We start from the raw sequence: 23,442 nt of genomic DNA, 5'->3' as shown, positions 1-23,442 counted from the left end.
TATTTTGTAAGATTAAATTCAACATAAGGAAGTTTCTACCCCCCTTCTTCCAGCGTTTTTTTTAGATTGTCATGAAAACTTTAATCAATTATCGTGTTAGCGATATTTGATTATAAGAATTATTGTTCATTTTTAATTGGGAGATTATGAATATAATTGATTCAAAAAGAATATGGCTTTCTTCGCCGCATATGGGTGGAACAGAGCAGGACTTCGTTAAAGAAGCTTTTGAAACAAATTGGGTAGCACCATTAGGTCCTAACGTTAACGGATTCGAGAATGATATCGAATCTTATCTAGGGTCTGAAACACTTGCTGCAGCTTTAAGCTCAGGAACAGCGGCCTTACATTTAGGATTAAAACTACTTGGGGTTTCGCACGATGATGAAGTCTTATGTCAAAGTATGACTTTTGCTGCATCAGCCAATCCAATAGTGTATTTAGGGGCAAAGCCAATATTTATCGATAGTGAGCGAACAACCTGGAACATTTGTCCAGAGCAGCTCGAAATTGCTATAAAAGATAGAATAGCCAAAGGTAAAAAACCCAAAGCTATTGTTGCTGTGCATTTATATGGGATGCCATATAATGTAGAAGCTGTACATCAAATCGCATCCAAATATGAAATTCCGATATTAGAAGACAGTGCTGAAGCTCTAGGCAGTTCATATCATGGAATCAAGTGCGGTACATTTGGTGACATTGCTATTCTATCATTCAACGGAAACAAAATTATCACTACTTCGGGAGGAGGAGCTTTACTTACTAAAGATAAATCATGTAAAGAAAAAGCAATTTTTCTTGCTACGCAGGCAAGAGACCAAGCCCCACATTACGAGCATTCAGAGATTGGATATAACTATAGAATGAGTAACATCACGGCCGGTATTGGAAGGGGTCAGATGCAAGTACTAGATGATCATGTTAAACTTCGAAGAAGGAATTTTGACTTTTATAAAAAACACCTTGATCATTGTTCTGAACTACAGTTTTTAGATGAACCCTCGGGCTATATTTCCAATAGGTGGCTTACCTGTATAGAAACTACTTCTTATCAATTACGGGAAGGATTAAGAATGGCGCTAGCTGAAGAAAATATAGAATCGCGACCATTATGGAAACCAATGCATCAACAAGCAGTATTTACAAATTGTGATTCATATCTCAATGGGGTTTCAGATGACTTATTTGATCGCGGCTTATGCTTACCGAGTGGGTCTAATCTAGAAGAAGACGATTTATATAGAATTGTATCAGTAATTAAAAATGTATTGAGATGATTAAAAATTACTTAATTGATAATTCGCACAAACATGCTTCACAATGGTTAGTATTGGCTATTGATGTATTGATAACGATTTTTAATTTCTTTTTGGCGTATATAATAAGATTTGGTATCACATTGGATTCCGAATTTTCAAACTTGTTGTATCAATTGCCAATAATTACAGGTTTAGCAATTTTTAGTTTCTTAATAATAGGTTCTTACAAAGGAGTAGTACGACATACAGGTATGCGAGATGTTTATAACTTATTTCTTGCTGTAACAGTTTTGATTGCATTTACCGCAGGAATAATGCTCTCTAGTAGAACGAATCTGTTACCAGAGTTATTAAATATTCCTGTATCTATTATTTGCATACACTATATGTTAAATATTATCACGCTAACTACTAGTCGTTTAATATTTAAGTATTGTTACTATTACATTAAATCAAAACTTGGTGAAACTTCACGAGTATTGATATATGGTGCTGGAGATTCGGGACTAATTACACTTGCGGCTATTACGAATGATTCTAATAGAGCATCTTCTGTTGTTGGTTTTGTGGATGACAACCCTCAGAAAAAAGGAAAGACGATTAACGGCATAAAAGTGTATTCTTCTTCGTCTTTAACTCAGAGTTTTATTACTAAAAATAATGTTAAAGAAATAGTGGTTTCAATTCCACATATTGATAAAAAACGATTATCTGATATTTCAGATAAATTGCTAAAACTTAGCGTTAAAGTTAAAATTATACCTGCCGTTAATGATTGGATCGATGGTAAGTTAGAGGTTTCTCAGATTAAAGAAATTCAAATTGAAGACCTTTTGGATAGAGCCCCTATTAATATGGAGAATCAAAATATTAAAAAGGAGCTTAAAAACAAAGTTATTTTAATTACAGGAGCCGCTGGATCTATTGGTAGTGAAATTGTAAGACAAGCCTCTTATTACAGTTATAAAAGTTTAATTTTGGTGGATCAAGCAGAATCTGCATTATATGATTTACAACAGGAGTTGCTTAGTAAAGGAATAACAAACTTTTTACCTATAGTTGCCGATATACGAGATCATCAAAGAATTGAAACCATTTTTGAACGATATCGACCTAATTTGGTATTTCATGCAGCCGCTTATAAACATGTTCCTTTAATGGAATCTAACCCCTGTGAAGCGATTAAGATAAACGTTCTAGGAACTCGAAAACTTGCTGATTTGTCATCAACCTTTGGAGTGGATAAATTTGTTTTTGTATCTACAGACAAAGCTGTGAATCCTACAAACGTGATGGGAGCAACCAAACGAGTTGCCGAGATGTATATCAAGTGTTTGCATAAAACAAGTAAAACAAAGTTTATCACGACAAGGTTTGGTAATGTTTTGGGGTCTAATGGGTCGGTAATTCCCTTGTTTAAAAAACAAATACAAAAAGGAGGGCCACTTACGGTAACACATAAAAGTGTTACACGTTTTTTCATGACGATTCCAGAAGCCTCTCAATTGGTAATAGAAGCTGGAACCATGGGTAAAGGTGGAGAAATTTTTATTTTTGATATGGGAGAGTCGGTAAAAATATTTGATTTAGCCAAAAAAATGATAAGACTTTCAGGGCTTCAATATCCTAATGATATAGATATTAAGATTACCGGGCTTAGACCAGGAGAAAAATTATATGAAGAATTATTGGCAGATACCGAAAATACCATGCCAACGTATCACAAAAAAATCATGATTAGTAAGTTCGATGATGATAACTGTGAAAATATAAAAGATAAAATAAATGATCTATGTATCATGAATTTATTGAATCAAGATCATCAAATTGTAGGAAAACTCAAAGAAATTGTACCCGAATACATTTCTAATAATTCTACTTTTGAAAGTATAGACAAAAAGAACAATGTTAATACTGGTAATAATCAAAAGATCTTAATTTAGACTTCTTTATTAAAATTTATCGTACAAAGCTAAAATATTATCTTATTTTCGCCTATCAAACTGCGTTATAAAACTGGATCTCTCATGCAATTATACAAGGTCGTATTAGTAATAATTTCTTTTTTCTTATTTTTTTCGTGTAAGACACCCACCAATGTCGTTTATTTTCAAAATTCAAAAAATTTAGAAAAGATAAATGCAAAAAATTCATTTACACCGGTATTTAAAGTTGATGATGTGATAAGTGTCATCGTATCAGCAAGTGATATGGACGCTGCAAGGCCATTTAATTTAATGATCGGATCAAGCAATGCTTTTCCTACAGAGCAATCTAATCAGCCTTCTAACATATCGGGATCAGAACCTACTTATTTAATTGATGAAGCAGGTTATATTGAATTTCCAGTTTTAGGAAAATTAAAAATTGCAGGGCTTACCAGGGTAGAAGTCAAAAAAATGATAAAAGATAAGCTTAAAGTATATATTAATGATCCAATTGTTGATGTAAGACTTAAAAATTTTAAAATTACTGTCATAGGTGAGGTCAATCGACCAGGATCTTATGCCATACCCAATGAAAGGATTACTATAGTCGAGGCTCTTGGTCTGGCAGGTGATATAACAATTACAGGGAAGAGAAGTAATGTAACTGTAATAAGAGAAAACAATGGAGTAAATACATATCATAGAGTAGATTTTACTTCAAAAAACATTTTTGATTCTCCTGCATATTATCTCACTCAAAACGATGTTTTATATGTAGAACCTAATAAAGCTAAGATTAAAGTGTCTAGAGGGCAGAATAATATTACGCCTCTGGTTCTTGGAATCCTAGGAGTAGCACTTGCGGGATTAAACCTCGTTGTAAATTAAAAGGATCGAATACAAATCTGATTATGTTTGATAAAACCCCTTCTTCTAGTGCAATTGGCGCTACAACTAGTAGTTTCAACTTTAGAGATCTAATTATAAGGTACCTTAAAAAATGGTATTGGTTCGTTTTAAGTATCCTACTATTTGGTGTTTTAGCTTACCTTCATATCAGATATTCTGTTCCTCAATACAACGTTTCTAGTACTGTTCTAATATCGCAAGAACAAAGCGTAAGTGAATCTGAGCTTGCAGCGTTCAAAGACCTAGGATTGCTGGATAATACTCAAAATAAGCTTGAAAATGAAATTCAGATTATAAAGTCAAGAACGTTAATATCTAACGTGGTTGATAACTTAAATCTAAATATTCAATATTTTTCTGAAGGGAGGATCTTAGAAACCGAAAATTATCCAAAATCTTTAGTTCAGATAAACCTTTTGGCCGAGGACTCGATTATTAGTAAAAGTTCTCAGGTTTTTCATGTATTAATTAATTCAAATACTTCATTTTCATTTTTAGATGAGAAAGGAAAAAAATTAAGTGATCATTTTTTCGGTAAAACGATTTCTACAGGTATTGGTAAGGTAATCATTACACCTAACGATAAGAATATTGATACGTATAAGGGTCGGGTTATCAAAATTAAAATTACCCCGCTACAACATGTAACTCAGAAGTATAGAGAACGAATTTCTATCGTTACTGTTGGTGATAACTCTTCTGTAGTAAAGATTTCTCTCAATGATCCGGTCATAAATAAAGCCCGAGATATTATAAATAATTTAGTCGAAGAATATAATAAAGCAACTATTGAAAATAAAAAGGAAATGTCATCTAAGACTGCTTCTTTTATTGGTGAAAGATTAGCTTTGATATCTGGCGATTTATCCGAAGTAGACGAAGAAGCCGCAGGGTATAAATCAAAATTTGGATTAACTAATAATGTAGAAGCGCAAACACAGCGCGTTGCCGATATAGATTCACGAAATGTTCAAGAGATTGCCCAATTAGGTACTCAACTTAGTGTAATCGAGTCTATGAGCCGTTTCGTATCTAGCCAAGAAGGACGATATGACTTAATCCCTGCAAATCTTGGATTTGACGAACCTACAATAACCAATACAATATCAAGATATAATGCTCTTATTCTTCAAAGAAAGCGGTTGCTTAAAACCTCTAGTGAACAAAACCCAGTAGTTGTCAACATTGATCAGCAAATTGATGGATTACGACAGGTTCTTATAGGTAGCTTAAACAGTTTACGTAGTTCTATTAATATCAAATTAAAAAGCCTTCGAACACAGGACCAATATTTTAGTGGAAAATTATATAACGCTCCCAAAAGGCAAAAAGACCTTAGAGTGATAGAACGCGAGCAAACTATTAAAGAACAATTATATCTTTATTTACTACAAAAAAGGGAAGAAGCAGAAATAACAAGTAACGTAACGCTATCGAATGCAAGAGTAATCGATCGTGCGTCCGCACTTAGTGCTTATCCCGTTTCACCTAATAAACGAATTATTTATACCGGTGCCATATTTATAGGCTTTCTCATTCCTTTTATACTCATCTATATATCTGATTTACTAAATGTAAAAATTAGTTCTAGAGCAGATTTAGAGAAAGTACTTACCATGCCAATCATCGGTGCTATACCCAAAGTTAGGTCAAAAAAGAAAGTGGTAATTTCTAAACATGATCGATCTGGGGTAGCCGAAGCCTTTAGAATTTTGCGAACCAACCTGGATTTTTTAATGGCCGGTTCTACTAATGACAAAGGAAAAGTAATTTTTATAACATCAACTATCTCTGGTGAAGGTAAAACAATGATTTCTTCAAATCTAGCCAGAACACTATCTATAACTGGGAAAAAAGTCGTTTATCTGGGTACAGATTTAAGAGATCCAAAATTTCATAAGTTTTTAGATCTTCCGGAAGGTAAGCATACCAAAGGACTCACTAATTTTATTATGAATAAAGAATTGAACCCGAATGATGTTATCTACAGGGATAATAAAGAGGATGCATTCGATTATATTCCTTCTGGTGCAATACCTCCAAATCCTGCAGAACTATTAATGCACGAAAGAGTTAATACGATGTTTGAATATCTTAAAGGGTATTATGACTACGTTATCGTAGATACTTCTCCTGTAAGTCTTGTTGCAGATACTTTACTGATAGGTCATTATGCAGATTTGTGTATTTACATAGTTAGAGAAAACTATTCAGATAAGAGAATATTACAAATGCCACAAAGTTTTCATACCGAGAAGCGCTTACCAAATATAGCTGTGCTTTTGAATGCCGCTGGAAGCCAGGCCGGTTATAATTATGGTTATGGCTACGGTAATAAGAAGAATTAAGAAAGAACTGAATTATTTTGCATTAATCGAGTCAATTTTGGTGCCAACTTATAATGAAAGCCTCGCTCGAGTATTTCTAAATGATGATAGTTGTGAATATCGGTACCTGTGAAATCGAAATGGCCCTGTTTAAGCATTTTTTCAGCAACTTTTTTTATCGTTCTTCCATAGTGTCCTGTTAAAGAAAGTAAATTAAGTTGAAACAGAAATCCTGATTCTTTCAATTCTTCATATTCGTTCAAGTCTTTTTTATGATAAAACGAATATCGCTCAGGGTGAGCTAGAATCGGAATATAACCAGCAACCTTTATTTCAAAAAGTATCTCTTTTAAATGTATTGGCGGACTAAACGTAGACATTTCTACTAAAATATAATCACCATGTAAGGGTAAAATGTCTTTACTTTTAAGGCGTTGATAAAAAAGATCATCCATCATGTACTCTGCACTGGCATGCAAATGGATTTGATGAATACCAAGGGTAGGAAGAATGCTTCGTATTTTTTCTAGGCCCTGACTAATAGTTGTTGATGAGTTAGGCCAAACTTGTTGCATAATGTGCGGAGTAGTAATTACTTTTTGTATGCCAAACTTCTCAAATTGTTCTAGAATATAAGCCGATTGATACATTGTCTTTACACCATCATCAATACCCGGAAGAAGATGTGAATGAATATCCACATAATTTTCAGGTATTAGTTTTGAAAACGGAACTCTCTTTTTTAGGAAAAATGACAATATATTTTTTGTTTGGGGTAAATTAGTAACCGTGATCGACTTCAAAGCGAACCAATGAAACATCTTGCAAAAATAAGGATTATTATGTACTAAAAAACCGTTTAAGAAGCTTAGTTTGCTCCTTAAACGGTTTTTTTTAACGCTATCGCATTAGATTCTCCCGAGATTCTAATACTAAATTAGCCTAAGTTTATAACCCCGTTATATCTCCAGAACCCGATACTTTTTTGTCTTCTTTTTCGGGATTGCCTTTATAGTCGATGTCTCCAGATCCTGTAATTCTAGCTTTTAAAGAACTGGTCGCCGTAACTTGAATATCTCCCGACCCAGTGACTGATGCAGTTACATCCTTAGATTTCAAATCAAATGCGTTCAAATCTCCAGACCCGGTTACTTTACATTCAAAACTTTCTGAATTTCCGCTTAAGGTAAGGTCTCCACTGCCCGTAACATAGCCTTCTACATTTTGCGAGTCGATTTCAAGTTTAATATCACCTGATCCCGATATCCCGGTTGTAAAGGCAGTTGCTTTTATAATGGCACTACTCTGAATATCTCCAGCACCTGCCATGGTCACTTTTGATAAATCTTCAAATGGAACGGTGATCATGAGTTTTTTTCCATTAGATGGTTTTAACCAATACCCTTTTTCGACATAAATTTTTAAAACATCTCCATTTACTTCGGTCTTGATATAGGCGATTAGATTACTTTCACCTTCGATGGCAAGTTTACCTTCAGATCCAGATACAAGTAATACATCGAGATTTCCTGCGACCTTTATTTCATCATATGCCGAAGTACTTCGACTTTTTGTTGTTATTTCTCCATTTCCACTTATTTTTTTTCCTCCCCATCGCTGTGCGTTAAGAGAAGTTAAACTAAATACGGCTAAACTTAAGATAATTGTTACTGTTCTCATTTGATTGAAATATTTATGGGCACCGCCAAAGGGTAGAATATCCAAAGGCTTGCCTCGAAATTAAAAAATTGATTTTTACGAATGCCTCATGGGTTTGCCCCCGAGGTAGTTGACTTTATGTTTACTTTTTTCTGAGTTTAATTCCGCCATAACTTGAGGTTATGGATATCGTATTACCACTATTTTTTTTGCCATAATATCCTTGATAGTCTTTTTTTGAGTCTTTGACGTATTTTTTTTGAATGTTGATGCCTTCGTCCAGTTGTATTCCTCCGTAAGAAGCTTTTATATCAAAATCAAAAACACAGTCTTCATTATAAGAAATATCAACTCTAGTGTAATCGGTATCTACAGTAATACTTTTAAACGAGGGCAGAAGCGCGTATATTTCTAAAGATCCATAATCAGATTCAATATTTAGCTCTTTTGATACTGCTCCTATTTTGGTACTCACATAATCAGATGAACCTATAATTTTATCTGCATTTTCAATTCGAATTCCACCGTAATCGCAATTGTAAGTCAGATTTGCAACAGATTTAAATTTAGACTGTGTATAGTCAGCAGTAAGGTCTACCTGTTGACTATCTCCTACTTCAAAGTCTGAGTAATCTGCATTAATTTTACCAGATTTCATATAAGTAATACTACTATTATTCGTGTAATCTATATTGATGTAGTTATCATCAGCCAGAAGCTCACCTAATATAATTTGACCGTAGTCGCAATTAATTTTGGCTTTACCTTCGATTTTATCCAGGGTTATATTTCCATAGTCATTACTAAGGTCGATACTGTTAGTCACAGGAACTTTAACCGTATAGTTTATTTTCATGTTTGTAGAATTGTTCCAGCTATTAGACCACTTGCTCCACCACGAATCATTATTTTTGTTAAATACCGTTCTGGCACTTACCATCGTAGGAGAGTTTTCAAAATCTACATCGATAGAAGCTAATTTCTTAGCTACTTTTTCTTCGTTATTTCCACTTACCTTGATGGTAACTTGTAGTACAATTCGGTTTTCATTCCAGGAGGTAATATCCAGGTTTCCGTAGTCATTGCTAATTTTTAATAGTGCATCACGATTCACTTTAAATTCTTTGTTTAGCGTCTTTTCCTTATTATATTTTCCTTTTAAATCACCATGATTAATGGCGAACAGGAGTGTAGGGAATAGTAGTAAGAATACTAATTTATAATATGCTATTTTCATTTTGTTTGTATTTGAGTTCGTTGATATCGTTCATTTTTTGAAGTACCTGTTCTAATAAGTTAGCACGTTTTTGAAAATTTTTCACCATAGCACTAATCACACGTTTATCATTTCCGCTATGAACAAGGTCTTTTGTTAACATATCATAGTCAGCTTCAAGTTTGCGCAGTTGTTTCATAGCGTCTATCACCAATTCTTTGGTGGCCATCGAAGAAATATTATCAATTTCTTCTAACTGTACTTCTATAGCCGAAGTAAAAAAACTTTGTGTTTCTTGCATTTGTTCAGAAACGCTGGCCAAATCAGCTTTTGGCGATGGATTCAAAGAGAAAGATATGGCTGTGATAGTGCATAGAACAGCAATAGATGCTGCTATGGCTATACGTTTATACCTGCTCTTTTTTAGAGCGTTTATGTGAATAACTTCAGGTTGTTGGCGCAGTTTTTTCAAAAATCGAGCCTTGTGATCATTCGAGGGATGATGTAGGTCTAATTTTCCTTGCAAACGACTAAATAGCTCGTCTATAGTATCTTTTTTTTTCATATCAGTTCTAACTTTTTTCGTAAACTTTCTTTAGCACGAGAGACTAGTGTACGACAATTAGAGTAAGAAATATTCATAATTTGACACATCTCATCATAATCATATCCTTCTATTAGATGTAATGATAATGCCGTACTGTAGCTTTCTTTTAATTGATGTAATGTAAGCAATACAGTACGTGCTTTAACCTGGGTTAGATTTTCTTCTATACTCTCATTAGCATCTGTAAGTGTATAAGCTACGGTGTCTAAATGTACCTCTTGATGCGCATCATTTTTGCGTAACGCAGTTATACTAGAATTAACAACGATTTTTTTTAACCACGCTCCAAACATGCTATCATCATGTAAGGCAGATAACTTTGTAAAGGCCGTCAAAAAAGCTTCCTGCATAATATCTTCTGCTTCGGCGGTATCTTTTATGATTCGTAACGAGGTATTGTACATTGCTTTATAATATCGATTATAAATTTCGAGCTGTGCTTCTTGATCGTGCTCACGACATTTTTTAATGAGCTGTTTTGTATTTAGCTGGGTTAGTGACAAAAATGAATTAACTTTTATATATAGATATATATCGTTGCGTTTTGTTACAGTTTTATATTTATTTTTTTCAAGTTTATGGCATAACAATTGAATTAAAGGTAAAAGGTATGCTTTAAATATCAATTTTATTGCGTATTTAAAGGATGTTCAACTAGTTTAGATTAATTTTAATAAGAAATGTTTTTTTTGTCACGATGACAAAATGACTCTATATAAGACTATGGCTAAAACCAAATTTACAACGCTTGACAATCTGTCATTTCAAGGAATAGATGAAGATGCCGAATTAATTCCTTTATTAACACCCGAAGATGAAGAAGAAATCGATAAAGAAGAATTACCCGAAGTACTTCCTATTTTACCATTACGCAATACGGTTTTGTTTCCAGGTGTGGTGATTCCAATTACCGCAGGAAGAGATAAATCAATCAAACTTTTAAATGAAGCTAATAACGGAAATAAAACTATCGGTGTTGTTTCTCAAAAAGAAGAAGATGTCGAAAACCCCTCGGTAAAAGATATCAATAAAGTTGGAGTGGTGGCTCGAATATTACGAGTGCTTAAGATGCCCGATGGTAATACTACGGTAATTCTACAAGGAAAAAAACGATTTAAGATTGAAAAAATAGTTGAAGAGGCACCCTATCTCAAGGCGAAGGTTAATGAAGTTCCTGAGGTCAGACCTGCAAAAGAGAATAAAGAGTTCGGGGCGATTATAGATTCAATTAAAGATCTGGCCCTAGAAATCATTAAAGAAAGCCCTAATATACCTTCTGAGGCTTCGTTTGCCATAAGAAATATTGAAAGTAATTCTTTTTTGATCAATTTTGTATCATCAAACTTAAACCTTCCTGTTGAAGAAAAGCAAAAATTGCTAGAAATCAATGACTTACAAGATAGAGCTTTGGCAACTTTGAAGTTCATGAATGTTGAATTTCAGAAATTAGAGCTGAAAAACGATATCCAGAGCAAAGTTCAGCATGATATGAGCCAGCAGCAACGTGAGTATTTTTTACATCAACAAATGAAAACAATTCAAGAAGAATTGGGAGGTGTTTCTCACGAAGGAGAACTCGAAGAAATGCGTGCTCGAAGTAAAGATAAAAAATGGGATGAAAAAGTTAAAAACCATTTTGAGAAAGAGCTAGCCAAAATGCAGCGTATGAATCCGCAGGTGGCAGAGTATTCGATACAACGCAACTATCTGGATCTGTTTTTGGATTTACCATGGAACGAATTTAGTACCGATAAATTTGATCTAAAACGTGCTAAGAAAATTTTAGACCGGGATCATTATGGATTAGATGAAGTGAAACGTCGAATTATTGAATATCTGGCCGTTTTAAAACTTCGTAATGATATGAAATCTCCAATATTGTGCCTGTATGGACCTCCTGGAGTAGGAAAAACTTCACTTGGTAAATCTGTAGCCGAAGCTTTGGGTAGGGAGTATGTTCGAATCTCATTAGGAGGGCTTAGAGACGAAGCAGAAATACGCGGACATAGAAAAACGTACATCGGTGCTATGCCCGGAAGAATAGTTCAAAGCCTTAAAAAAGCAGGAACAAGTAATCCTGTATTTGTTTTAGATGAAATTGATAAGTTATCGGTAGGTAGTCAGGGCGATCCTTCTTCTGCATTGTTAGAAGTTCTGGATCCCGAGCAAAATTCAGAATTTCATGACAATTTCTTGGAAATGGGCTTCGACTTATCTAAAGTAATGTTCATAGCTACATCAAATAGCCTGGTAACCATACAACCCGCGCTTCGAGATCGAATGGAAATTATTAATGTTACGGGGTATACCATAGAAGAAAAAGTAGAAATTGCCAAACAACATTTATTGCCGAAACAACTGGAAGAACATGGCTTAAATACGTCATATTTAAAAATTGGCAAAGCGCAATTAGAAAAAATCGTAGAAGGATATACAAGAGAGTCAGGAGTGCGTGGTCTCGAAAAACAAATTGCCAAGATGGTACGTTTTGCGGCAAAAAACATTGCAATGGAAGAAACGTACAATATAAAAGTAACCCATGATGACATCATTGAAGTATTAGGGTCTCCTAAATTAGAACGAGATAAATACGAAAATAATGATGTTGCAGGTGTTGTTACCGGATTGGCATGGACAAGTGTTGGAGGTGATATTTTATTTATAGAATCTATTCTTTCTAAAGGAAAAGGAAACCTCACTATTACCGGAAACCTAGGCAAAGTAATGAAAGAGTCTGCCACTATTGCCATGGAATATATTAAGGCAAATGCTACAGAATTGGGAATAAAACCTGATATATTCGATAAATATAACGTGCATATACACGTACCTGAAGGCGCCACACCTAAAGACGGACCTAGTGCCGGAATTACCATGCTCACGTCTCTTGTTTCTCTATTCACGCAGCGAAAAGTGAAAAAGAGTATAGCAATGACTGGTGAAATAACCCTTCGAGGAAAAGTTTTACCCGTGGGAGGTATTAAAGAAAAAATTCTGGCAGCCAAAAGAGCTCATATTCGAGAGATACTACTTTGCGAAGACAACAAAAGAGATATCGACGAAATCAAACCCGAATACCTAAAAGGTCTTACGTTTCATTACGTAAAAGATATGGGAAATGTTTTGAAGTTGGCTTTAACAAATACTAAGGTTAAAAACGCCAAGAAGTTATAAAGGTATCAAATTGGCCCAGCTTATTATAGTGAATTGCAAAAACTCATAATATAAGCGTTAACTAGCCTGTACTGAACTCGTTTCAATACAGGCTAGAATATAGTTGAGCTTTGTTTTTTAAAAATTTCTGCGTCTGTCTTGAACTAATACACTGCTGTAATGATCAAGATTCTTCAATACCATATCACTACCTTTCACAACTGTCTCAAGTGGTGATTCTCCCAAATGTACAGGGAGGTCGGTGCTTTTAGACAATCTTTCATTAAGTCCGCGTAACATAGACCCTCCACCGGTTAAATAGATTCCGGTATTATAAATGTCTGCCGAAATTTCTGGAGGTATTTCAGAAAGCGTCTCTAAAATTGAATTCTCTATCTGAGAAATTGATTTTTCAAGACTTTTAGAGATTTCTTTATAAGACAATTCTATTTGTTTGGGCTTACCGGTAAGCAAGTCTCTTCCCTCTACCTGCATATTTTTAGGAGGTGTATCAAGATGTTCAATAGCAGATCCAATGGTTATTTTAATATGTTCAGCCATTGACTCGCCAATATGTAAGTTACGAAATTCGCGTACATACTGCATAATATCTTCATTGAAAGTATTTCCCGCAATTTTTACCGACTGGCCACTAATAATACGACCTAATGAAATTACGGCAATTTCAGTAGTACCACCGCCAATATCTACCACCATATTACCTTTGGGTTCTAATATGTTGATACCACCTCCAATTGCAGCTGCAATGGGCTCATGAATCAAAAATATGTTTTTAGCATTCAGTCGTTTTGCAGATTCTAATACAGCTCTCATCTCAACTTCTGTACTTCCGCAAGGAATAGAGATAATCATATTGTATGAAGAACTGAATACCGAAGCATTAAGAGAGGATAAACGTTTAAGAAAAGCCTTTAACATTTTTTCTGAGGCATCGAAATTAGAAATCACTCCGTTACTAAAGGGGTAGATGGTTTTTATATTTTTATTGATTTTTCCTCGCATCATTCCAGCCTCTTTACCTACAGCAATAATTTTGCCTGTTATTTGGTTAAGGGTTATAATCGAAGGATGGTCTACAGCTATTTTACCTTTGTGGGTAATGAGCGTATTGGAAGTACCAAGATCTATTGCTATTTTTTCATTTAAAAAGTCAAAGAGGCCCATGTTGTATTTTACTTTAAGTTAATACGTATTGATTTAAGGTGAAAAAGTAGCTTTACATCATATGTTATGGTTTAATGGTAAGATAACTTCGATTAAATGCAATTATTGTATCACTAAAGTGTTTTTTACTTGTTAAATTTTAGATTACTAAGGTTAATCGTCTTTGGCGTTCTGTTTTTGCAGTATTTTTCAATACATTATTACTATTTATGTATGAGTATAATTAAAAATTGATTGTCCGTTAGTATACCTAAAATTTAACTGAGAAGTCATCCTGAATTCATTTCAAGATCTCATTACGTTTATTTTCAGCACACTGAGATGAGAAGCTGAAACGAGCCTGTGCTGAACTCGTTTCAGTATTCAGCTTGACGTAAACCGTTTAGGTTAAATTACGGATATTCATTAATTAAAATGACTATTATCTCGGTTTGTCATTAGATTCTTTATTTTTGAAATAATATTGAACAACGCTAAGTTTTAAAAATTATATTTTGGAGCATAAAAAAATTATTATTGCTATTGATGGATACTCCTCAACAGGTAAAAGTACCGTTGCTAAACAACTAGCAAAAGCATTAAAATATATTTACGTAGATACCGGAGCGATGTATAGGGCTATTACCTTATTCGCCATGCGCAAAGATATCATAAATGAATCAGGATTTGATCAAGAAAAATTAGAAAAGGCGCTTCCAGAAATTCGTATTGAATTTAAAATCAACACAACAACCGGAATAGCAGAAGTATGGCTTAACGGTGAAAATGTTGAGCAAGAAATTAGAACTTTGGCAGTTTCAAATTATGTTAGTCCTATAGCTGCAGTATCGGCTGTACGTAAAAAATTAGTAGAACAGCAAGTTCAGCTCGGAAAAGAAAAGGGAATAGTAATGGATGGAAGAGATATTGGAACTGTCGTATTTCCCGATGCAGAATTAAAACTGTTTATGACTGCAACAGCCAAAGATAGGGCAGAGCGCCGTTTTTTGGAACTGCAAGAACGTGGCGAAGACGTAACTTATGAGGATGTTCTAAAAAATGTGGTGAACAGAGATCATATCGATAGTACACGAAAAGATTCTCCCTTGCGTAAAGCGAGTGATGCCATACAGATTGATAATTCGACACTTACGCTCAAAGATCAGTTTGACCATATCCTTAAACTAGCTCAAACTGTTATCAATAATAAAGATTGACATGATTTTTAAATACGATATCTGCATATTGATTATTAAGGTTCAAAATCTACAATTTCGGGATATTCATAGAATTTAGCATTTTCGTTCGACCATTCAACCACTTTGATAAGTTCATCGTTGTTTTTCAGGATGAGAATGCGATTTAGCGACAGCGTATAGTTTGAAACTGTAATATGTTGTTGATTAGTTGGTGTATCTAGAGTTTTATCAACATCGGTTGCTGCAAGAATCTCATATTGTTTTCCATTATTCATAATAACTTGGTCATCAGACTCATAAATGATATGAGTTTTAGACAACGATTGCGCAAAATTACATAAGGGGATCAATATAAAGAGTAAGGGTAATTTTCGGTACATTAGGTTGTTTGTTTGGGATTACAATAGCAAATATACGGTAAAACCGTAAAACAATCATCATGTATCGTGATGTTTTTCAGATATTTATGTATTTCAGATCATAAAAACAAACAAAAATTTATGATTCTTGACGATACTTATTTAGCACTTTGTATAACCTAATGGTTTATATTACCCCCCCTGACGGCTTTTGCCTTTGGGGGAGTTATTTTTCAGGCTCGCTATGTCGAAAATGACTGAAATTCACTTATAAATTCGGAATAACAAGTTCTTGGTCTGGGTGTATAATATCCGGATTTTTAAGAATGCTGGTATTCGCATCAAAAATGGCTTTATATTTCATTGGATCTCCATAATAATGTTTAGCAATTTTGCTTAAGGATTCTCCACTTTTAACGGTATGTCTATGATATACAGAAGTGTCTTCAACTTTGATGTCAGCTTCGATATCAGATGGAGATTCTCCTCCAATTTCTTTTATTTTATCCCAGAGTATATTTTTCTCATATTGAGTTTGTGCTATACCTTTTATTTTTAAAGTTCCATTCTCTTCAGAAACATCACCATCTTTAATGTTTAATTTCTGTCCAAGATCCAAAACATCTTGATATTTTGCTTTAACCATAACTAAGTAGATTTTAAATTATTAATTAGCTTTACTCAAATATAGCAAATTAACATATGATTTCAATTGTATATTTGGAGTAAAAAACACCCTGTAATCGATGAAATACGTGATTACTCTGTATGAAGCGATATAAATGAATACTAAATGTTTAGAAAGCGATTTTATTATCTTATCGAATTGCAATATCTGGGATTTCGATACCATGGATGGCAAAAACAACCCAGTGTGATTACCTTACAAAAAATGGTAGAGCGAACTATAGCCTATATTCTGGAGCATAAAGATTTTAAAGTCCTGGCAGCAGGTAGAACAGATGCCAAGGTATCTGCAAACCAAACGTATGTAGAACTTTTTGTTGATCATCAACCTTTGGTTTTAGACTCATTTTTTTTGATGTTGAATCAAAACCTTCCACAAGACATCAGGGCGTTAGACATAGAGGAAACCGATGAACATTTTAATATCATTAAGTCCCCAAAAAGTAAAGAATATGTATATTTATTTTCATACGGAGATAAATTTCATCCCTTCTGCGCACCTTTTATGTATCATATTATTGAAGATTTGAATATTAAATTGATGCAAAAAGCTGCGTTGTTATTTGTTGGAAAACATAACTTTAGGTCGTATTGTCACAGACCTTCGGAACATACAAAACTAGAAGGAGCGATAACGCTTTGCGAAATAGAAAAAAATGAGGTTTATACCGCTAATTTTTTTCCAAAAGAAAGCTATCTTTTACGAGTAAAAGGAGAGGGGTTCAAAAGAAATCAGATCAGATTGATGATGGGAGCTTTACTGGATTTAGGAAAAGGAAAAATTGACCTGGAATTTATTAAGAAAACGCTTGACCCCAAAGCCGAAGAGATTACGTTAGAACATATCGTGCCTGGTTCCGGACTTATACTAAACTCGGTCGAATTTAAATGATACATATGCTATGAAAATCGTTGCTACCAATATTGCCGAACCTAAAACAATTTTGTGGAGAGGAAAAGAAGTGCAAACCGGTATTTATAAATTTCCTGTGGATCAACCTATAGTTTTGGATGTAGAAGATGTTGTGGGGGATCATGTTATCGATAGAAGATACCATGGTGGTGTAGATAAAGCTTGTTATCTCTATGCTTTGGATCACTATGACTATTGGAAAGAAAAATATCCAAACCTGGATTGGAAATACGGAATGTTTGGAGAAAACCTTACTGTAGAGGGTTTTGACGAGCATTCAATTAAGATAGGCTCGGTATATAAACTTGGAGAAGCAACGGTTCAGATCTCTCGGCCCAGACAGCCATGTTATAAATTGGGGGTGCGTTTTGGCGATTCGAGAATTATTAAGGAGTTTATTGATTCGCTATATTCTGGTGTTTATGTCAGGGTTTTAGAATCAGGATCTGTAAAAGTAGGACAGGAGTTGTTGTTAGAAAAAGAAAACGAAAACGGCATCACAATTGCAGAGTTGAATATGCTTATGTTTCATTATCAGGAAGAAAAACATGGCGAACTTCTTAAAAAGGCTTTAAAAGATCCCCTGGTTTCAGATAGTGACAAAAAATATCTGAATTGAATATCCGCTATACATCATAAAATTAACTTTAATGTCTGTTCGCACTAGAGGCCTGATTTTAAGCTCGTTGGATTTACGAACCTCTCGACTGCGCGGAGACTGTGCGATATGATTGATTACGGATATTCATCTATCTGAAAAAACATATGTAGTCATACTAAAAGTAAACCACTTAATTATTTGGTATTCATTGTAAAGCATTCGTTTTACGATCTTCTTTTAAAATGGTTAATCCCACTTTGATAGTATTGTAATCGATAGCACCTTCAAAATGCTCAAAATAAGGTTTTAGACCATCGGGATTATCAAGATCCTGTTTCGCATTTTCAATTGCTTTTAGATCTTGATTAGCGATAAACTGATGTAAATCGATAGGTTCACCTTCTTGATGCAATTTCATAATATGAGAAAAAATTGTGGACTCTGCTAGCTGTCTTTTTACCGCGATCTCTTCTATAGACCATCCTTCTTGATATAATACCAAGGTTTCTTTATGCGTATTTCCTTTTTTAGCGCTTTTTTTCTTCTTCTTTTTGGTTTTAGCAGAAGAAAAGTTAGTGATCTCTTTGATGAATTGGTATCCATAATTTTGCATTTTCTGTCGACCCACACCATTAATTTGCATAAATTCTTCATCGGTCATGGGTCGAAACTTTTCCATTTCGCGCAAGGTAGCATCATTAAAAATTTGATAAGCAGGAATCTCAGCCTCTTTTGCCAATTCTAATCGTAACGCTCTTAGTTTTTCAAACAAGTCCGGAGCAGCTCCTTGATCAGTTGGTAATACCACAGGTTGTTTTGCTTTTTCAAGTTCTTTTAAATGTGCCAGGCTTACTTTTTCTCCTTCAAACAATACCTTTTTAGAAAGCGCGGTGAGTTTGAGTTTATTGTTTTGATGAAAAGCAATTTCTAGATATCCCTGATTGATCAGTTGGATGATATATTGCTGCCAATCACGCCAGGCAATATCTTTACCAATACCGTAAGTTCTTAGATTTTGATATCCCTTATCTTGTACCGCAGCGTTTTGAGCACCTCTAAGCACGTCTATTACTGTACCTATAGGTTCTTGTTCTTTAACTCGGGTTATGCATGACAATACTTTTTGTGCGATAACAGTTCCATCGATAAACGTGGGAGGATTTTTACAAACATCACAGTTACCACAGTCTTTTTCGATCAACTCTCCAAAATAATTCAGTAATATTTTACGTCGGCAACTTAAAGACTCGGCATATTGTTGCATGCGATCCAGTTTGGCCAGTTGTACCTCTTTGTTGCCAGACATATCGGCAAATTTTTGTAGCTGTACTACATCGGCATAGCTATGAAAGAGCAGGGTAGAAGACGGTAAACCATCACGTCCGGCCCGACCGATTTCCTGATAATAGCCTTCGATATTTTTGGGTAAGTTATAATGAATGACCCATCGTACATTAGACTTATCGATCCCCATCCCAAAAGCAATAGTAGCGCATACAATCTGTGTGGTGTCGTTGATAAAATCTTCTTGTACCTGTGATCGTTTTTGGTGATCAATACCTGCGTGATACGCTGCTGCCTTATACCCTTTATCCTTAAGTTTTTCGGCTAGTGCTTCTGTAGTTTTTCGGCTTAGGCAGTAAATGATTCCACTTTGGTTGGGTTTGTCTGATAAAAAAGCATAAATCTGCTCGATTCTTTTGTTTCCTGGTCGTACATCTAGGCTTAAGTTTTTTCGATCGAATGAGGCTAAATGCTGTGTAGCTTCGGGGATATTGAGCTGATCACAAATATCTTGTCGTGTAGCTTTATCGGCCGTGGCGGTAAGGGCAATGACCGGAGTTTCCGGAAATTTACTTTTTAGATAACCCAGTTGCGTATACGCCGGCCTAAAATCATGACCCCAGGCCGAAATACAGTGTGCCTCGTCAATAGCAATAAGACTAACCTTGACTTGCGATAATATCGTATCCAAAGAGGATAAACTCTCTGGGGCTACATATAGCAATTTGATGTCTTTATCCAGGACTTTTTGATAAATTTCGTGCTGCTCGTTAGGGTGTTGACTACTGTTTACATAGGCGGCCGCGATGCCGTTAGCCAACAGTCCGTCGACCTGATCTTTCATTAAGGCGATAAGCGGGGAGATCACCAGAGTTACCCCTTGTAATAAAAAAGCGGGTAGTTGATAGCAAATCGATTTACCACCCCCGGTGGGCATAATGACCAGGTTGTCGTTACCCTCAAAAATTGAATGGATAATTTCTTGTTGCAATGGGCGGAAGGTATCATACCCAAAATATTCTTTTAGTGTTGCTAAGATTTGTGGTTGTGCTGGCATAGTTACAAAAGAACAAAAATAGGGTTAGAAAATAAATGGTACATCTAAATCTTTATTCACTAATTTGTTTGTGGTTTAGAATTAATACAGCCACAAGGATAAGACGTTCTAGTTTCATTTTTTGAAATTGGGGAGGTTTTATTTTTGGTGGATGATTTGCGGATTGCGAATTGGTGTTATTGAGTTTTTATGTTTCTAAGGTCTTTGGAATACCCGTCACAAAAGAACCCAGAGGGGGTTATACCCAACGTACTATTTTACAAGCCTTAATTGAGCCGATATTTTCTTGTCAATTAATTCAGAATATTCTTTCTCAAATTTCGCTTTAACAGATTTGTCTTTTACACTTAGTTTATTGGATAAATACCCCAATTTTCTATTGTTCTGTTCTATTAATTCAGCCCATTCCATAACGTAAACTTCTATATTCTTTTCAGTTTTTTTCTCGTAAAGAAATGGATTGTCCGGATATGTTTCTCTTCTTGATTTTGTCTGTGATTTAGCAAATTTTGTAAGTTTTGATGAAATTAAGACAAGTTTATATTTTACTTTTTCTGATGGTAACGCAGCATTTTCTTCTATTGTGAAAGCATATCTATTTATTTGATTAAGTTCTTTTTCACTTATTGCGCATTTGGGTGCTTTAAGTTCTACAACCATAATTTCCTTAACTCCAGCATCTGTTATTTTCTCATTAAAAAAGAATAGGTCCGTAATATCATTAAGCCCATCTTCATCAACTTCAATTAAGTTTTTATCTTCTTCTGTTGGTTCGTAATTAAAATACTTATTCCTTAATTCAATCAGAATATTGCCAATTTTCTTGTCAGACCATAATTTTGGTGTTCCATTGTAACTTTCTCCGAATAACCATAATTCGTTCTCGACAATTTTATGTAATTGACTTCTTTCCTTTAAATGTTTAGAAATATCTCCATAGGTCAATTCGTAAAGAAAATCTAAAAACTCTCTTTTATCAGCAACAATGCTTGTAAATTGAACAATATTTTCTAAATCAGTTTTTTCTAAAAGATTATGAAATTTTTCTAAACTTTCATTGGATAGCTTTAATACTTTATCAAAAATATATTCAATATTACCATTTCCAATAGCTTTGTCTAAAAGAGGGTAAAGGAAGTTTCTAATTTTATCATCTTTCTGAATGAGTTTGTGCTCATCTTCTATGAGGTAAGCTACTTTCTTGAATAATACTTCTTGTGATTTAGATGCGGGTTGTTCATTATTTTGATAGGGATAGTATTTGTCTTTTTCTAAATTATTTAAGAATTTTTCAAACCTTTTGTTTTTGACTTTGAAAAAGTCATTAATAGTATCTTTAATTGTGTTTTTGATGTTTTTTATCTCAACGTCTCCCAAGGTTTCGATATCTAAATTTCTAAAAAGGTCAGAATTTAAAAGAGGTGATTCGATATATATAAACCAAGTACCTAAATCTGGGGTGTACCAATCTGAAGAATAAGTGTATTCGTGAGCAACACTCTTTAATCCAGCATTATCTGTTTGAAAAAAGACTTTTACTTTGTGCAAAGATGATTTTATATTGTAGAAATAAAAGTTTAATTCGTGTTCGTCTCCTTTTTTGTCAACGTACGTAATTGTTTTTTTTGAAGGTGTTCCGATTACAAAATGTTCACGTTGAAGCTTAATTCCATTTATAATGAAATCGACGGTATTGTGGAATATTTCATAAGGATAATGCTCAAATATTGCTTGATTTATTTTGTTCTCTAAGAAATATTCATGGATTTTATTTCTCTTAGCTAACTTCTCTTGTTTGTTATGATGAAGTTGTTCTATTATTACTTTATAGTATGTATTTTGTTTTCCTTGTAAATATTCGTAATCTATTTTGAAGTCTGTGTTTTCTAATTGAGCATTATTGAAATCAGTCGTGTCCATACTAAATTTTGTTTTAGTAAAAACTTTTTTATCGGAATCATAACCAACAGTTTCGATGTGCATTAATTCTCCGATTTGAAGAGAGCTAAACCGACCTATTCCTTGTCCTTTTTGTTTTACAGTTGTTCCAATTTCTAAAATTCGTTTATCAAATTCGTTAAATGGTACTCCATATCCATTATCTAAAATTTGAATTGTTTTTATTACCGATTTCAAATCTGCTTGATTCACATATTCAATGTCAATTTCAATATTTTTTGAATCCGCTTGTAACGAATTATTTATTAGTTCTCTAAAAGCCTGAAATGTATCCCTATACTTTGTTAGTAAGTCTTTAATTACCCTTGTATTAGTCGTAATTTTCTTGGTAGTCGATTTCATTATTTTGTACGTTGGATAACGTTCTGTGTATGAAATGTAGCGTCCAAATGGACACTAACTTTTCGGATAGACACAGAGCCGAATTTTTATATTTTATTTTTAACTTATTAGTTTTAAAAGCCAAATTAAACATTTGACGGTCTCAACAAACAAAACAAACCCTCCGGTTTAGCATTTAATTAGCTATGTTTTATACACCGTGTTACCTGCTGAGCTTTTACTTCAATTTCGCAGTTATATATCCAAGTGCAAAAGATATTAGAAGACCAGCTAACCATTTTATATTTTCATTTTTTTGAATCCAAGCTCTTTTAAATATCCAAGCTAATTTAATCCTTTGAATATAGTTTAAATGAGCGTATCCTACAAGATTTGCAATGGTAGCGTCGTCAAAATTATCACCATCATCTCCAATCATGAATCGATAGTTTAGTTTTAATTTTTTGAATTTACTTTTGTAACTATTATCATATTCATATTCATAATGCCGTTCTTCAAAAAAAACATCTCTTGGGTAATCAGGATTTGAATAACAGGGTACTTGTAAATAACTTATTAATCGTCCATCTATATCCAATTCGATTGGATTCAAATCTTCTTCTCTGGTATTAATATTTATTTTATAAAGTTTAATATTCATTCGAGTATTTTGGCTTTGCAGGTAACAATTATATAAACCTAATAGGGTTTATTTACTAAATACAAAATGACAAAAACATGCTTACAAAGTGAAGTAGGGGTATGGTGAAAATAGCATTTTATTTTTAAACACCATGAAATTGTGCTGTTTTTTAATGATAGGTGAGTTGATGGATC

The 23,442-nt window shown here is 34.0% G+C and carries 19 protein-coding genes; 8 read left to right on the top strand and 11 right to left on the bottom strand.

Going from position 1 to position 23,442, the window contains the following annotated elements:
- Window positions 1–146 precede the first annotated feature (146 nt).
- From J8281_RS07350 to J8281_RS07335, 4 genes are all read left to right on the top strand, one after another.
- Window positions 147–1,280 carry a DegT/DnrJ/EryC1/StrS aminotransferase family protein gene (locus J8281_RS07350; protein ID WP_210196969.1) on the top strand — a complete coding sequence of 378 codons (1,134 nt, stop codon included), beginning with the start codon at window positions 147–149 and terminating at the stop codon, window positions 1,278–1,280.
- Entirely contained in the window at window positions 1,277–3,205 is a 1,929-nt protein-coding gene (locus J8281_RS07345) for a nucleoside-diphosphate sugar epimerase/dehydratase (protein WP_210196968.1), read from the top strand. The genes J8281_RS07350 and J8281_RS07345 overlap by 4 nt, the downstream gene beginning before the upstream one ends.
- An 84-nt stretch (window positions 3,206–3,289) precedes the next feature.
- Window positions 3,290–4,078: a polysaccharide biosynthesis/export family protein gene (locus J8281_RS07340; protein WP_210196967.1), complete on the top strand. Its 789-nt coding sequence runs from the start codon at window positions 3,290–3,292 to the stop codon at window positions 4,076–4,078.
- A gap of 23 nt (window positions 4,079–4,101) precedes the next feature.
- On the top strand, window positions 4,102–6,447 hold the full coding sequence (locus tag J8281_RS07335) for a polysaccharide biosynthesis tyrosine autokinase (protein ID WP_210196966.1): 2,346 nt from the start codon (window positions 4,102–4,104) through the stop codon (window positions 6,445–6,447).
- Here J8281_RS07335 and J8281_RS07330 read toward each other — a convergent pair.
- The 5 genes from J8281_RS07330 to J8281_RS07310 all read right to left on the bottom strand — a co-directional run bounded on the left by J8281_RS07330 (window position 6,444) and on the right by J8281_RS07310 (window position 10,411).
- Window positions 6,444–7,184 carry a tyrosine-protein phosphatase gene (locus tag J8281_RS07330; RefSeq protein WP_210196965.1) on the bottom strand — a complete coding sequence of 247 codons (741 nt, stop codon included), beginning with the start codon at window positions 7,182–7,184 and terminating at the stop codon, window positions 6,444–6,446. The two genes, J8281_RS07335 and J8281_RS07330, sit on opposite strands and share 4 nt — an antisense overlap.
- 190 nt (window positions 7,185–7,374) lie before the next feature.
- A complete protein-coding gene (locus J8281_RS07325; RefSeq protein ID WP_210196964.1) occupies window positions 7,375–8,106 on the bottom strand; it encodes a head GIN domain-containing protein in 732 nt (243 codons plus the stop codon).
- A gap of 121 nt (window positions 8,107–8,227) precedes the next feature.
- On the bottom strand, window positions 8,228–9,322 hold the full coding sequence (locus J8281_RS07320) for a DUF4097 family beta strand repeat-containing protein (protein WP_210196963.1): 1,095 nt from the start codon (window positions 9,320–9,322) through the stop codon (window positions 8,228–8,230).
- On the bottom strand, window positions 9,303–9,866 hold the full coding sequence (locus tag J8281_RS07315; RefSeq protein ID WP_210196962.1) for a hypothetical protein: 564 nt from the start codon (window positions 9,864–9,866) through the stop codon (window positions 9,303–9,305). The genes J8281_RS07320 and J8281_RS07315 overlap by 20 nt, the downstream gene beginning before the upstream one ends.
- Window positions 9,863–10,411 carry an RNA polymerase sigma factor gene (locus J8281_RS07310; protein ID WP_210196961.1) on the bottom strand — a complete coding sequence of 183 codons (549 nt, stop codon included), beginning with the start codon at window positions 10,409–10,411 and terminating at the stop codon, window positions 9,863–9,865. The genes J8281_RS07315 and J8281_RS07310 overlap by 4 nt, the downstream gene beginning before the upstream one ends.
- A gap of 220 nt (window positions 10,412–10,631) precedes the next feature.
- On the opposite strand from J8281_RS07310, the gene lon reads away from it, so the two are divergent.
- Complete coding sequence (gene lon / locus J8281_RS07305) at window positions 10,632–13,082, top strand: endopeptidase La (protein WP_210196960.1); 2,451 nt, start codon at window positions 10,632–10,634, stop codon at window positions 13,080–13,082.
- Window positions 13,083–13,199: 117 nt separating this feature from the next.
- Here lon and J8281_RS07300 read toward each other — a convergent pair whose 3' ends face one another.
- A complete protein-coding gene (locus J8281_RS07300; protein WP_210196959.1) occupies window positions 13,200–14,246 on the bottom strand; it encodes a rod shape-determining protein in 1,047 nt (348 codons plus the stop codon).
- Window positions 14,247–14,740: 494 nt separating this feature from the next.
- On the opposite strand from J8281_RS07300, the gene cmk reads away from it, so the two are divergent.
- Window positions 14,741–15,442: a (d)CMP kinase gene (gene cmk, locus J8281_RS07295; RefSeq protein ID WP_210196958.1), complete on the top strand. Its 702-nt coding sequence runs from the start codon at window positions 14,741–14,743 to the stop codon at window positions 15,440–15,442.
- Between the two features lie 35 nt (window positions 15,443–15,477).
- Here the strand turns inward: cmk and J8281_RS07290 are convergent, their stop codons facing one another.
- Window positions 15,478–15,804, bottom strand: a complete 327-nt coding sequence (locus tag J8281_RS07290) for a hypothetical protein (RefSeq protein ID WP_210196957.1) — start codon at window positions 15,802–15,804, stop codon at window positions 15,478–15,480.
- Between the two features lie 247 nt (window positions 15,805–16,051).
- Window positions 16,052–16,429 carry a LysM peptidoglycan-binding domain-containing protein gene (locus J8281_RS07285; RefSeq protein WP_210196956.1) on the bottom strand — a complete coding sequence of 126 codons (378 nt, stop codon included), beginning with the start codon at window positions 16,427–16,429 and terminating at the stop codon, window positions 16,052–16,054.
- Between the two features lie 147 nt (window positions 16,430–16,576).
- Here J8281_RS07285 and J8281_RS07280 point away from each other — a divergent pair, with 147 nt between their 5' ends.
- The gene (locus J8281_RS07280; RefSeq protein ID WP_210196955.1) at window positions 16,577–17,362 is read left to right on the top strand and encodes a tRNA pseudouridine(38-40) synthase TruA; all 786 of its coding nucleotides are present in this window, start codon (window positions 16,577–16,579) and stop codon (window positions 17,360–17,362) included.
- 10 nt (window positions 17,363–17,372) lie between these two features.
- Window positions 17,373–18,002, top strand: a complete 630-nt coding sequence (locus J8281_RS07275; protein WP_210196954.1) for an MOSC domain-containing protein — start codon at window positions 17,373–17,375, stop codon at window positions 18,000–18,002.
- A gap of 187 nt (window positions 18,003–18,189) precedes the next feature.
- Here J8281_RS07275 and recQ read toward each other — a convergent pair whose 3' ends face one another.
- From recQ to J8281_RS07260, 3 genes are all read right to left on the bottom strand, one after another.
- Window positions 18,190–20,325, bottom strand: a complete 2,136-nt coding sequence (recQ, locus tag J8281_RS07270) for a DNA helicase RecQ (protein WP_210196953.1) — start codon at window positions 20,323–20,325, stop codon at window positions 18,190–18,192.
- Between the two features lie 252 nt (window positions 20,326–20,577).
- Entirely contained in the window at window positions 20,578–22,626 is a 2,049-nt protein-coding gene (locus J8281_RS07265; protein WP_210196952.1) for an ATP-binding protein, read from the bottom strand.
- A 217-nt stretch (window positions 22,627–22,843) separates the two neighbouring features.
- The gene (locus J8281_RS07260; protein WP_210196951.1) at window positions 22,844–23,266 is read right to left on the bottom strand and encodes a hypothetical protein; all 423 of its coding nucleotides are present in this window, start codon (window positions 23,264–23,266) and stop codon (window positions 22,844–22,846) included.
- Between the last annotated feature and the right edge of the window lie 176 nt (window positions 23,267–23,442).

This window comes from Aquimarina sp. U1-2 (assembly GCF_017897595.1).
GTDB lineage: Bacteria > Bacteroidota > Bacteroidia > Flavobacteriales > Flavobacteriaceae > Aquimarina.
Note: the sequence above shows the minus strand (reverse complement) of the source record. Positions and strands in the feature narration are given on the sequence as shown.